The organism is Rodentibacter pneumotropicus DSM 21403 (genome assembly GCF_000379905.1).
GTDB classification, from domain to species: domain Bacteria; phylum Pseudomonadota; class Gammaproteobacteria; order Enterobacterales; family Pasteurellaceae; genus Rodentibacter; species Rodentibacter pneumotropicus.
Map to the genome: position 1 here is coordinate 1 of NZ_KB904060.1, position 13,628 is coordinate 13,628.

General features: G+C 39.8%; 10 protein-coding genes and 1 rRNA gene. 3 read left to right on the forward strand and 8 right to left on the reverse strand.

Features of this window, described 5'->3' with window-relative positions; genetic code table 11:
- From A3GE_RS0109990 to A3GE_RS12135, 7 genes are all read right to left on the reverse strand, one after another.
- Nucleotides 1-204 (reverse strand): 16S ribosomal RNA (locus tag A3GE_RS0109990); the annotation flags it as partial.
- 319 nt (nucleotides 205-523) lie between these two features.
- Nucleotides 524-1,333, reverse strand: a complete 810-nt coding sequence (gene murI / locus A3GE_RS0109995; protein WP_018357119.1) for a glutamate racemase — start codon at nucleotides 1,331-1,333, stop codon at nucleotides 524-526.
- A 30-nt stretch (nucleotides 1,334-1,363) separates the two neighbouring features.
- On the reverse strand, nucleotides 1,364-3,445 hold the full coding sequence (gene recG, locus A3GE_RS0110000; protein WP_018357120.1) for an ATP-dependent DNA helicase RecG: 2,082 nt from the start codon (nucleotides 3,443-3,445) through the stop codon (nucleotides 1,364-1,366).
- Between the two features lie 6 nt (nucleotides 3,446-3,451).
- A complete protein-coding gene (spoT, locus tag A3GE_RS0110005; protein WP_018357121.1) occupies nucleotides 3,452-5,566 on the reverse strand; it encodes a bifunctional GTP diphosphokinase/guanosine-3',5'-bis pyrophosphate 3'-pyrophosphohydrolase in 2,115 nt (704 codons plus the stop codon).
- Nucleotides 5,567-5,643: 77 nt separating this feature from the next.
- A complete protein-coding gene (rpoZ, locus tag A3GE_RS0110010; protein WP_018357122.1) occupies nucleotides 5,644-5,910 on the reverse strand; it encodes a DNA-directed RNA polymerase subunit omega in 267 nt (88 codons plus the stop codon).
- Between the two features lie 54 nt (nucleotides 5,911-5,964).
- Nucleotides 5,965-6,603 carry a guanylate kinase gene (gene gmk / locus A3GE_RS0110015; RefSeq protein WP_026215471.1) on the reverse strand — a complete coding sequence of 213 codons (639 nt, stop codon included), beginning with the start codon at nucleotides 6,601-6,603 and terminating at the stop codon, nucleotides 5,965-5,967.
- Between the two features lie 20 nt (nucleotides 6,604-6,623).
- Nucleotides 6,624-7,130: a transferrin-binding protein-like solute binding protein gene (locus tag A3GE_RS12135; RefSeq protein WP_078060905.1), complete on the reverse strand. Its 507-nt coding sequence runs from the start codon at nucleotides 7,128-7,130 to the stop codon at nucleotides 6,624-6,626.
- A gap of 89 nt (nucleotides 7,131-7,219) precedes the next feature.
- On the opposite strand from A3GE_RS12135, the gene A3GE_RS12140 reads away from it, so the two are divergent.
- The 3 genes from A3GE_RS12140 to A3GE_RS0110030 all read left to right on the forward strand — a co-directional run bounded on the left by A3GE_RS12140 (nucleotide 7,220) and on the right by A3GE_RS0110030 (nucleotide 10,991).
- Nucleotides 7,220-7,639: a hypothetical protein gene (locus A3GE_RS12140; protein WP_154647138.1), complete on the forward strand. Its 420-nt coding sequence runs from the start codon at nucleotides 7,220-7,222 to the stop codon at nucleotides 7,637-7,639.
- A gap of 321 nt (nucleotides 7,640-7,960) precedes the next feature.
- A complete protein-coding gene (gene gap / locus A3GE_RS0110025; RefSeq protein ID WP_018357125.1) occupies nucleotides 7,961-8,980 on the forward strand; it encodes a type I glyceraldehyde-3-phosphate dehydrogenase in 1,020 nt (339 codons plus the stop codon).
- Nucleotides 8,981-9,188: 208 nt separating this feature from the next.
- On the forward strand, nucleotides 9,189-10,991 hold the full coding sequence (locus tag A3GE_RS0110030; protein WP_018357126.1) for an AMP-dependent synthetase/ligase: 1,803 nt from the start codon (nucleotides 9,189-9,191) through the stop codon (nucleotides 10,989-10,991).
- A gap of 74 nt (nucleotides 10,992-11,065) precedes the next feature.
- On the opposite strand, the gene A3GE_RS0110035 is transcribed toward A3GE_RS0110030, so the two are convergent.
- A complete protein-coding gene (locus tag A3GE_RS0110035; RefSeq protein WP_018357127.1) occupies nucleotides 11,066-13,528 on the reverse strand; it encodes a glycogen/starch/alpha-glucan phosphorylase in 2,463 nt (820 codons plus the stop codon).
- Nucleotides 13,529-13,628: the final 100 nt, after the last annotated feature.

The window sequence follows — 13,628 nt, forward strand, 5'->3', positions numbered from 1 at the left end:
CGCCCCCTTTTGTCCTTAGACCTTATGCGGTATTAGCTACCGTTTCCAGTAGTTATCCCCCTCCATAAGCCAGATTCCCAAGCATTACTCACCCGTCCGCCACTCGTCAGCAAGAAAGCAAGCTTTCTCCTGTTACCGTTCGACTTGCATGTGTTAAGCCTGCCGCCAGCGTTCAATCTGAGCCATGATCAAACTCTTCAATTCAAAAGTTCAATCGCTCAATAAACTGCTTCGCTATAATAAAACACTACTTTTAAAGTAATTATGAATTTCTAGTTTCAGCACCTATTAAGACTTTAAATTAAAATTTTTAAACAAGTCAATTAACAAGTGCCCACACAGATTGTCTGATTTGTTGTTAAAGAGCAAAAAATAACGACGCACTGCTAATCTTAAAGGTTCACAACAGTGCGTCGTTGTGTGCCGTGCATTATAGGCATTTTTTTACACCACGCAAGGGATTTTTTCAAAAAAATTTAAAAAAATGAGATTTTGAATAAAATCCCACCAAGTCGGCTGTTTTTTAACTAATTTCTATTACATTTAAAGATTCAAATCCCCATAAATGTAATATTTGGTTGAATTGCGATTCTTCTGAAAAATGTTTCGTACAAAACATTTGATTCACTTTTTTCTCCCTATCTCTCACATTCACACCACCAAGCAAAGATTGAACCCGTTTTGCAATTGCCGTACCCGAATCTATAAAATACTTGATTTGAGGTAAACATAATTTAATTTCATCTTTTATTAAAGGAAAATGGGTACATCCTAAAATCAACGTATCCAAATCCGGCATATCAATCCAAGGCGATAATTCCTCTTTTAAAGTGCGCAAATCTACTGAATCTCCACGAATTTTTTGTTCGGCAATTTCAACTAATTTTGTCGAGCCTAATCGTTCCACTCGATAATCCTGAGCAAACTTATGTATCAGTTCATCTACATAGTGGCGCTTTACCGTTCCTTTTGTTGCTAGTAGCCCAATATGTTTTGTATTTGAAATCTCTGCAGCAGGTTTAATTGCCGGAACAGTACCAATAATAGGTATAGAAAAATTTTCCCGTAAAACAGGCAAAACCACCGTGCTAGCTGTATTACAAGCAATGACAATTGCGTCCAAAGAATGTTGCATATCAATTAATTGACAAGCAAATAATGTACGCTGAATAATGCTTTCTTCCGAACGCTCCGAGTAGGGAAAGCCGCCATTGTCAAAACAATAAAGATAATGCCAATCAGGTAACAATTTTTTCGTTTCGCGATATACGCTAAATCCGCCCACACCTGAATCAAAAAAAAGGACTGTCGGACGTTCTTTTTCTATCTCCATAAAAAAACTCTTTCTATATTGACCGCACTTTTAGGCATTCGAATATATTTCTTTGTTATTCAACCAACGTTTAATCAAGCAATCTGCTATATCCGGATAGTTTTGAATCAATTGTTTGGCATAATGTTGTACCGTTGGAATCATTTTACGATCACGCATTAAATTTGCGACTTTAAACTCAGCAATTCCTGTTTGTTTTGTACCCAGTACCTCACCCGGACCACGGATTTCCAAATCTTTTTCAGAAATGAAGAAACCGTCTTGGCTGTCTCGTAGTACTTGTAAGCGTTTTTGTGAGACTTTTCCTAATGGCGGTTTATACATTAAAACACAAAAAGAGGCTGTGTTACCTCGCCCAACGCGTCCACGCAATTGATGAAGTTGTGATAAGCCCAATCGTTCGGCATTTTCGATAATCATCAAACTGGCATTCGGTACATCTACGCCCACTTCAATCACCGTCGTTGCGACTAACAAATCTAACTCGGCATTTTTAAACTGTAGCATGACCTCTTGTTTTTCTTGTGGTTTCATTCTCCCATGTACCAAACCAATTCTTAACATAGGTAACGCTTTGGTTAAATCTTCCCAAATCGCCTCCGCAGCTTGTGCCTCCAGCACTTCGGATTCATCAATTAAAGTACATACCCAATAGACTTGACGTTTTTCACTGACACAAGCTTTTTTTACGCGCTCAACAATTTCATCCCGTCGCTCTTCCGAAATCACCACCGTTGTAATTGGCGTACGCCCAGGAGGCAATTCATCAATAATAGATGTATCCAAATCTGCATATACCGTCATCGCTAATGTTCTTGGTATCGGAGTTGCCGTCATAATTAATTGATGAGGGTAAAATCCTGCCTTTTCCCCTTTATTACGAAGCATTAAGCGTTGATGCACACCAAAACGATGTTGTTCATCAATAATCACAAGAGAAAGTTCTGCAAATTCTACCTCTTCTTGAAACAGTGCATGGGTACCGACAATCATTTGTGCCGCACCATTTTTGATTTTTTCCAACTCCGTTTGACGTGCTTTTCCCTTCACTTTGCCAGCTAGCCAACCCACATTAATACCAAAAGACTCAAACCAATGACGGAAATTATTGGCATGTTGCTCGGCTAAAATTTCTGTCGGAGCCATCAGAGCCACCTGTTTACCGTTATCAATTGCGATCAACGCTGCTAATGCCGCCACCAAAGTTTTACCCGATCCCACATCCCCCTGCACCAAGCGCATCATAGGATAATCTTTTGCCAAATCTTGCTCAATATCAGCGATAACCCTTGTTTGAGCATTAGTTGGTTGAAAAGGTAAACTCATTAAAAATCGTTGTTTTAAATCCGTTTGATAACGCAAAGGCAAAGCCGAAAATTGTTGCGTACCTAACCGCACTTTTTGCATGGCGAGATTATGCGCGAGCAACTCTTCAAAAATTAATCTCTGCTGAGCAGGATGTTGCCCTTTTTCCAGTGCATCTAAGGAAATATCCGGTGGCGGTTGGTGCAATAGATGCAATGCTTCTTTTAAGTTGAATTGATGAGGATTAAATTCATTAGGCAAAATTTCAGCGATTTGCATTTTATCAAGTAAGTTTAATGCTTGCTCTACTAACTTTCGTAACGTATTTTGTTTTAGTCCTTCCGTAGTGGAATAAACAGGTGTAAGCGTTTCTTCCAGTATAATCGGTGTATTGTTACGAATAATTTGGTACTCCGGATGATGAATTTCCGGCATATAACGCCCACGTTTGACTTCTCCAAACGCCTTAACACGAGCACCGATTTGAAAACTGTTACGCATTCCCGCATTAAAATTGAAAAAACGTAACATTATTTTTGATGTGCCATCAGACAGGCTGACAGACAGAATCGGACGGCGGGCAAAAGTGACCTCACAAGTTTGCACAATTCCTTCAATAGTGAAATATTGATCAGGGCGTAGATCTGCAATGGGCGTGATACACGTTCGATCCTCATAACGAATCGGCAAATGAAAAAGTAGATCTTGTAAATTATTAATACCGATTCTGCTAAGTTTATTAGAAACTGCCGCCCCTACACCTGAAAGCGTGGTAAGAGGGACCGAGTCAAGAAGAGAAGAAACCATAATGTACTAGGCATTAATATTACGCTTTGCACTCACCACACCGGTAATTCTCTTAATGCGATATAAAATATTGGCGAGGTGCTTTGTGTCTTTCACGCTAATTTGCAAAATCACGAGCAACAAATTATTTTCCAACCCTTCCGTCCAAATGTTTTGAATACTGCTTTCGCTTGCTCCGATCGCTGTCATTAAACTTGGCAAAGCACTCTTTTCATTTAAGATTTCAATTTGTAATTCAGCATCAAAATTAACCGCACTTTGCATTTTTTCCCATTTAGCTTTGACTAATTGGTGGGCATTTCTAAGATTTTCACATTGTTGGTGGTGAATAATGAGCCCATGATTCAGAGTACTACATCCCATAATTGGATCATTCGGAATCGGGTGGCAACATTTGGCAAATTGCATGTTAGCCATTAAAGCTGGCGCAATTGTTAAGGTATTTGAATGATTTTCCGTATTACCGTCCACATCAATTTCTATTGACTCTCCTACTACTAATTGATGGGCAATAACAGAGGCAAGTTGATTGCCTAAACCGATTTCGCGCAACAATCCATCAAGTGAAGAAAGTTTTCGTTCATCCAAAACCGTTTGAATTTGTTGTAGAGAAAGATCCGATAAACGATGCGGTTGCAATGCAGCGTTTAATTCTCTTTCACCGAGTTTTACAGCATCATCTTCACAGCGTTGTTTTAAATAGTGACGTATGCGGGTTTTAGCACGGGCAGTTACAACAAAATTCAACCAAGAAGCGTTAGGATGTGCATTCGGGTCAGTGAGAACATTCACCGTTTGACCGGATTCCAACGCCTTTGATAACGGATAAGGTTTATATTCAACCATTACCCCTACACAAGTATTACCAATATCAGAATGTACCGCATAAGCAAAATCTACCGCAGTTGCTCCTTTCGGCAATTCAACAATACGTCCTTTTGGAGTAAAAACAAAAATTTCTTTTGGGAAAAATTCAGATTTTACATTTTCAATGAACTCAAAGGAGTTTCCTACACTTTGTTGAATTTCAACCAAATTTTGTAACCAGCGTTGAGCGCGGATCTGAGCGGTTGTACTATCATTTTTACCGCTTTCTTTATATACCCAGTACGCTGTCACCCCCATTTCCGCTACTTGTTCCATATCTTCCGTATGAATATGGACTTCTACCGGTACGCCATGCGGGCCAATCATAGAAGTTTGTAAAGACTGATAGCCATTTGCCTTTGGTACGGCGATATAATCTTTTACTCGTCCCGGACGGGGTTTATAGAGGTTGTGCATTTGACCCAATACTCGGTAACAATCGTCAATATTTTTCACAATAATACGAAACGCATAAATATCCATAATAGAGTGAAATTCTTGATCTTTTGCACGCATTTTTTGGTATATCTTATAGAGATGTTTTTCTCGCCCCCACACACGAGCAACAATCCCCACATTCTCTAACCGCTCTTTAATTTCACTAGAAATACGTTCAATAAGATCTTGACGATTATTTCTTGCAACTTCCACTAGTTTCTTCAATACCTTATAACGGTGCGGGTACATCGCTTCAAAGGATAAATCCTCTAGTTCATTTTTGATATGCTCAATGCCTAAACGATGTGCTAGGGGGCAATAAATCTCAAGAGTCTCTTTAGCAATACGACGGCGCTTATCAGGGCGCAATGCTCCTAATGTACGCATATTGTGCGTTCGGTCTGCAAGTTTAATCAATACCACTCGAATGTCACGGGTCATCGCCAAAATCATTTTGCGAAAATTTTCTACCTGAGCTTCTTGGCGTGTCCGGAATTTTAATTTATCAAGCTTTGACACGCCCTCAACGATATCGGCAACGCTTGCACCAAATTCTTTTTTAAGATTTTCTTCCGTATAAGGTGTGTCCTCTATAACATCGTGCAACAACGCTGCCATCACTGCTTCATGATCAAGATTCATTTTCGCAATAATGGAAGCCACTGATACAGGATGGGTAATATAGGGTTCTCCGCTTGAACGAAATTGTCCCTCGTGTGCATCTCTTGCTATAACAAATGCACGTCTGACTAATTCAACTTTATCTTCGGGCAAATACCCTTGAATAATTCGTTCTAAATCTGCAAACAATTCCAAAGGACACCTGACTTTTTCGGATTATTAAATGAATGGTTGAAATAAAACTGCGGTTGAAATCAACCGCACTTTTGAAATTATTCGGAAATTAATGCCACTGCAGCTGCTTCTACATGCTGAACTGCTGTAATAGCTTGATGTTCCTGGGCATCCATAATCTCATTAGAGATTAATCCTTTTTCAATTTCACGCAACGCAATAACTGTTGGTTTATCATTATCTTCCGGTACCAAGGGATCACGTTGATGCAATTGCAATTGTCTCGCACGACGTGCTGCGGTCAAAATTAAATCAAAACGGTTGCCAATTTTTTCTACTGCGTCTTGTACTGTAACACGTGCCATATTCTATTACTCCGGTTCATTTAAAAATAAGGGATACAAAGGGGAGTTATCATACTAAATCTTATGCTTTTTATCTAGTAGCTGATAAATTAAGCTGGCATTTTCTGTTTGTTGATAATTTTTCGTTAAACGTTCTGCACGTAAAATACTCTGTAAATCTGCTAATGCGTGCTCAAAATTATCATTGACAATAACGTAATCGTATTCATCATAATGAGAAATCTCATTCTTGGCTTTTGCCATACGTTCCATAATGACCGTTTCGCTGTCTTGACCACGGCCAATCAGACGGCGCTCCAACTCCGGCAATGAGGGAGGAAGAATAAAAATACTTTTTACATTTGCCACTTTTTTACGAATCTGTTGCGCCCCCTGCCAGTCAATATCCAAAAAAACATCAATTCCTTTTGCCAGATTTTCCTGAATTGCCGGCAATGATGTGCCATAATAATTTCCACCAAACACCGTAGCATATTCGAAAAATAAATCCTGTTTGATCAAGGATTCAAATTCTTCTTTAGAAACAAAATAATAATGTACGCCATCAATTTCACCGGGTCTCGGATCGCGTGTTGTATGCGAAACGGAAATCATTTTCGGCATGTTGTCCTCTTTTTCCAACAATGCGGTAAGCAGCGACGATTTTCCCGCTCCACTAGGAGCGGATACAATGTACAAATTGCCTTGCGACATAAAAACCTCTAATTTTAGGACTATCTGTCTTGTTTGTTAATTTGACTCGCACCAAACGCCCCCTTGACCGCATCAGATTCATAAATGCCGCCTAGTTCTTCAGCGTTCGGACCATAAAAACGCCCTTTTATATCCAAATTTGAACCTGCACTATAATCCTCCGCGGTCCCCTTTCCTTCAAATTTATTGCCTGCGATAGAGCCAGAAAAACGAAAATAAGGGGTATATCCAACCTTAACATCCCTTTCAAAACGACCATCTATTTTCTTATTTGCAAAATCCACATCAAAATGGGCAATTCCGGATACATTTTTACCGAAACCTAAAAGACCCCAAAAACCACCTTCATACGTTGCCTTTCCGGTTGGTAGCACAGTTACATCATGTCCTTGTGAGAAAATAGCCCAATCACCAGTAGGTAATTTAACACTACCATAACGTGAATATTCTATAGATTTAATATTCTCGCTATCGGCTCCTAAATCAAGCGGCTCACCATCAATGACCAAAGTTGTCAGCCCCACCATATTATCACCGGTTTCTTTTATTCCGTTACTCTCAAGATAGTTACCATAAAAACCAACAATATTTTTAGATAATTGAGGAGCTTCAGGTTGTGGCTGAGGTTGCGGCTGCGGTTGTGGCTGCGGCTGTGGTTGTGGCTGCGGTTGTGGCTGCGGTTGTGGTTGTGGCTGCGGTTGTGGTTGTGGTTGTGGCTGCGGTTGTGGTTGTGGCTGCGGCTGCGGCTGCGGCTGCGGCTGCGGCTGTGGTTGTGGCTGTGGCTGCGGCTGTGGTTGTGGCTGCGGTTGTGGCTGCGGTTGCGGTTGTGGCTGCGGTTGCGGTTGTGGTTGTGGTTGTGGTTGTGGTTGTGGTTGTGGTTGTGGTTGTGGTTGTGGTTGTGGTTGTGCATCACTGTGATCGCCCGAACCGGAGCAACCAACTACTAATGCTAAACAAATCGCGGATAAACTGCATTTTAACAAAATTTTCATTTTGTATTCTCCTTGTTGTTTTTAATCAAATGAAATTTAAATAGACCAGCTAAACCTCACATGAGGTTCATTCTTCATTAAATTCTTCAAAAAAGTGTGTCAAATAAACACTACCTTAAATGAAACATGCTTTTTTTACTGAACTGGTTAATATAATATTATTGAAATATAAAGTAAATACGCCATTCGCTCAAAAATCGCTAAAAGTGATAGTTTTCATTTCTAAATTTTGATGCAGATCACAAAAAAATCGGATTTCTAGTTTTATCTAAACGCTCATGCTATAATCGGCCAAAAGTTTTAGGGAATACTCTTTTTTCTTAAACACAACGATTTGTTTAACTTAACTAAGAAGGTAAAATCTTATGGCAATTAAAATTGGTATCAATGGCTTTGGTCGTATCGGTCGTATCGTATTCCGTGCAGCACAACAACGTGATGACATTGAAGTTGTCGGTATCAACGACTTAATTGATGTTGAATACATGGCTTACATGTTAAAATACGACTCAACTCATGGTCGTTTTGATGGTACTGTTGAAGTTAAAGACGGGAACTTAGTGGTTAACGGTAAAGCGATTCGTGTAACTTCAGAACGTGATCCGGCAAACTTAAACTGGGGTGCTATCGGTGTTGATATCGCGGTTGAAGCAACTGGTTTGTTCTTAACCGATGAAACAGCACGTAAACATATCACTGCCGGTGCGAAAAAAGTAGTTTTAACTGGCCCATCTAAAGATGCAACGCCAATGTTTGTGCGTGGTGTAAACTTTAATGCATATGCTGGTCAAGATATCGTTTCTAACGCTTCTTGCACAACAAACTGTTTAGCACCTTTAGCACGTGTTATTCATGAAACTTTCGGTATTAAAGATGGCTTAATGACAACCGTTCACGCAACCACAGCAACGCAAAAAACTGTTGATGGTCCGTCTGCTAAAGACTGGCGTGGTGGCCGCGGTGCGTCACAAAATATCATCCCATCATCAACCGGTGCGGCAAAAGCAGTAGGTAAAGTATTACCAGCATTAAACGGTAAATTAACCGGTATGGCTTTCCGTGTTCCAACACCAAACGTCTCTGTTGTTGACTTAACGGTAAACCTTGAAAAACCTGCAACTTATGAGCAAATCAAACAAGCAATCAAAGATGCAGCAGAAGGTAAAACATTCAACGGTGAATTAAAAGATGTTTTAGGTTATACCGAAGATGCGGTTGTATCTACTGACTTCAACGGCTGCACATTAACCTCTGTGTTTGATGCCGATGCAGGTATCGCATTAACCGATTCTTTCGTGAAACTTGTTTCTTGGTACGACAATGAAGCCGGTTATTCTAACAAAGTATTAGACTTAGTAGCACATGTTTACAACTACAAAGGCTAATCAAAATAGCTAACATACTAACCGCTCTTTAGAGCGGTTTTTTATTTTCGATCACATTGTGATGCCATCTCACAATTTGTACGAATTGTACGAGAGTTCACTCAAAATCATCAAAAACATTAAAGATTTATCTGGCTTTTCTTTTCATTTAACCTTATATTAGCGCACAACTGTTAGCTCAATTAACATTAAACTAAATAAGGTTAATATGAATCTCAATCTTCATTTTATTCATCGTATTGAACAACAAGTAAAAACACGGGGAAATACGACCGCACTTCGCCATAAAGAAAACGGCATTTGGAAAGACATCACTTGGATAGCATTCCAAAATCAGCTAAACCAACTTTCTCGTGCATTACTTGCTTGCGGTATTCAAGTACAAGATAAAATTGCAATTTTTGCCCATAATATGCCACGTTGGACGGTTGCCGACATTGCAGCATTACAAATTCGCGCTGTGACAGTTCCTATTTATGCAACCAACACGGCACAACAGGCTGAATTTGTACTAAATCATGGCGATGTCAAAATTCTATTCGTAGGCGATCAAGAACAATATGACCACGCCTTAGACATTGCTTCACTCTGTCCTCAATTACAAAAAATCGTGGCGATGAAACCCAGTATCAAACTTCAGCCCAACACTCTTTCTTGTTCTTGGGAGCAATTTATTGAGCTAGGCACAATGGACCATCAAACCGAATTAAATCGACGTTTGCATGATAAACGAATGGACGATTTATTTACCATTATCTATACTTCAGGGACGACAGGTGAACCAAAAGGCGTGATGTTGGATTATTCAAATCTTGCTCATCAATTAAAAGCGCACGATCTTACACTTCACGTCACACCACAGGATGTTTCTCTCTCATTCTTACCTTTCTCTCATATTTTTGAGCGGGCATGGGCAGCTTATATTCTTCATTGTGGCGCAATACTTTGTTATTTGGAAGACACAAACCAAGTGCGGTCGGTTTTAGCGGAAATTCGTCCTACATTGATGTGTGCTGTACCACGTTTCTACGAAAAAATTTACGCAGCCATATTAGATAAAGTACAAAAAGCCTCTAAATTTCGCCAGATTCTTTTTCACTGGGCGATCGCTATCGGACAAAAACGTTTCACTTTATTGACAGAAAGAAAACCGATTCCCTTCTTACTAAAAAAACAATACGCTCTCGCCGATAAACTCATCTTATCCAAGCTTCGCCAATTACTAGGCGGAAGAATTAAAATGATGCCTTGTGGCGGTGCAAAATTAGAACCGGCAATCGGGCTATTTTTTCATAGCATCGGGATTAACATTAAACTCGGTTATGGTATGACGGAAACCACCGCAACCGTTTCATGTTGGCACGATGAGCAATTTAACCCTCATTCTATCGGAACACCAATGCCAGAGGCTGAAGTCAAAATTGGCGAAAATAACGAAATTCTCGTGCGCGGAGGTATGGTGATGAAAGGTTATTACAAAAAACCGGAAGAAACTGTCCAAGCCTTCACAGAAGATGGTTTCCTAAAAACCGGCGATGCAGGCGAGCTAGATACGGAAGGTAACCTTTTTATTACCGATCGTATTAAAGAATTAATGAAAACCTCTAACGGCAAATACATTGCACCACAATATATTGAAAGTAAAATCGGTAAAGATAAATTCATTGATCAAATTGCTATCGTGGCAGATGCCAAAAAATATGTTTCCGCCCTCATTGTGCCTTGTTTTGATAGCTTGGAAGAATACGCAAAACAACTAAACATTAAATACCAAGATCGCTTAGAGCTGATAAAAAACTCTGAGATTTTAAAAATGTTTGAACAACGTATTAATGCAGTACAAAAAGAGTTAGCGCACTTTGAACAAGTGAAAAAATTTACTTTACTCTCTCAGACCTTCAGTATCAAATTAGGTGAAATTACCCCAACCTTAAAACTCAAACGAAAAGTCATTATGGAACGTTATCGCAATCAAATAGAGGCGATGTATAAACAAAATAACGAGACATAAAAAAAGAAAAGTGCGGTCAATTTTGACCGCACTTTTTCGTACAAACTAAAGAAAAATCCCTATAAGGGGATTTTTTAATTGATTTCAAGAGGCTCAATTTTCCAAATATTTTTGGCATATTCCAAAACCGTCCGATCCGAAGAGAAAAAGCCCATATTGATGATATTTTGGATAGTACTTTCAATCCATTGATCTCGATGTTTGTATTTTTCATCCACTAGTTTTTGTGCTTCCACATAACTATGGAAATCGGCAAAAACCTGGTAATAATCGTAGTATTGCAATCCCTGCAACAGCGACAAATATCGTTGAGGTTCTTCTGGTGAAAACACCCCAGCAATAACCTGATCGACCACAGTGCGTAACGCCTCATCATTTTGGTAATAATCAAACGGATGATAACCATCACGGCGAAGCTGTTCCACTTGGGCTACCGTATTACCAAAAATAAAAATATGATCTTCGCCTACATTATCCAAAATCTCCACATTCGCCCCATCTAAGGTTCCAAGTGTTAATGCACCGTTAAGAGCGAATTTCATATTACTGGTTCCCGAAGCCTCTGTTCCGGCAAGAGAAATCTGTTCAGAAATATCCGCTGCGGGAATAATAAGTTGTGCCAAACTCACACTATAATTCGGTATAAATACCACTTTTAAACGCCCTTGTAAGCGTTCATCATTATTAATAATTTTTGCGACATCATTGATAAGACGGATCGTCTGTTTTGCCGCATAATAAGCTGATGCGGCTTTACCCGCTAAGATAAATACGCGCGGTTGCCAATTTTTTTCAGGCTCGGCAAGCATCGCATTGTAACGGGCTATGATATGCAATACATTCAACATTTGGCGTTTGTATTCGTGAATGCGTTTTACCTGTACATCAAACAATGCTTTAGGATTTAGCTCAATGCCAAGTTCCTGTTTCACATAGTCGGCAAGTTTAACTTTGTTGGCATATTTAATATCTGCCACTGCCTCTTTAAACGCTTTTTCATGTGCCACAGTTTCTAATTTTTTGATTTGGCTTAAATCACAACGCCATTCCTGCCCAATATATTTATCGAATAATACGGCTAATTGCGGGTTTGCCACAGCCAACCAACGGCGAGGTGTAATGCCGTTGGTTACATTGGTAAAACGTTCCGGATAAATACGTGCAAAATCAGCGAAAGTGGATTTCACCATTAAGTCGGAATGGATTGCTGCCACGCCGTTAACTTTGTGTGAACCGACCACAGACAACCACCCCATACGCACTCTGCGTTGATAGCCTTCTTCAATAAGAGACACACGACGAATAAAATCATTATCTGTTGTAATATAAGTCCTCACGTATTCCAAGAAATGATCATTAATGTCAAAAATCATTTGTAAATGGCGTGGTAAGACTTTCGCCATCATCTCAACCGGCCAAGTTTCCAATGCTTCCGACATAAGCGTATGGCAAGTGTAAGAGAAAATACTGCGTGTCATATCCCATGCTTTTTCCCATTCAAAGCCTTCTTCATCAACCAAAATCCGCATTAATTCCGGAATTGCTAAAGCAGGATGAGTATCGTTTAAGTGAATCGCCACTTTATCTGCTAAATTATCAAGGCTATTATGAACACGCTTATGACGTCGAATAATGTCTTGTAGGGATGCCGACACCAAAAAATACTCTTGGCGTAAACGCAATTCCTGCCCATTCCATGTGGAATCATCCGGATAAAGAACCCGTGATAAATTTCGGCTGGAAGCACGAGCCTCTACCGCCGCCAAGTGTTCTCCACGATTAAATTCCGCAAGATTAAACATTTCGCCACCATGAGCCGACCACAGCCGTAACGTTGCAGCCGAATCATTTTTATAACCCGGAATCATTTGATCGTAAGCAAGTGCGGTTACTTTTTCCTGTGGATTCCATATACATTTGCCACCTTCAAAATGAATGCTACCGCCAAAAGCAACATGAAAGCGTTTGGACAAACGCACAAACTCCCATGGTGCGCCTTTTTCCAACCACGCATCAGGGCGCTCCACCTGCTGACCGTCTTCAATTTTTTGACGGAACATACCGTATTCATAGCGAATTCCATATCCCATTCCCGGCAAACCAAGTGTAGCGATAGAATCCATAAAGCACGCGGCCAAACGTCCTAAACCGCCGTTTCCGAGTCCCGGATCAACTTCTTTTGCAATAATCTCTTCTAAATCAACATTAAGCTCACTTAACGCTTCTTTCGTTAAACCATAAACATCTTCTGCAATCAGTGCATTAGAGAGTGTTCGTCCGATTAAAAATTCCATTGAAAGATAATGAACACGTCTTGCACCATCAGTACGGGCTTGACGCGCAGAAGTAATCCAACCTTCAGTAACCAGATCCCGCACCGCATATAATGTTGCATTTAACCAATCCCGCTTACTTGCTTCCCGCGGAGAACGACCGATAGCAAAAATTAATTTATAAACGATAGATTTTTTTAGTTCTTGGACATCCAATTTAGGACGATGATAAAGAAATGGAGAATCAAAATTATCCATTATCATAGTAATAAGCCTCTGTTAATAAATTAGAAATAGGGTAGATAGCTAAACAATATAAAGATTCCATCGTGAACCAAGTAGGCGTTGAACAAAAATACCAAAC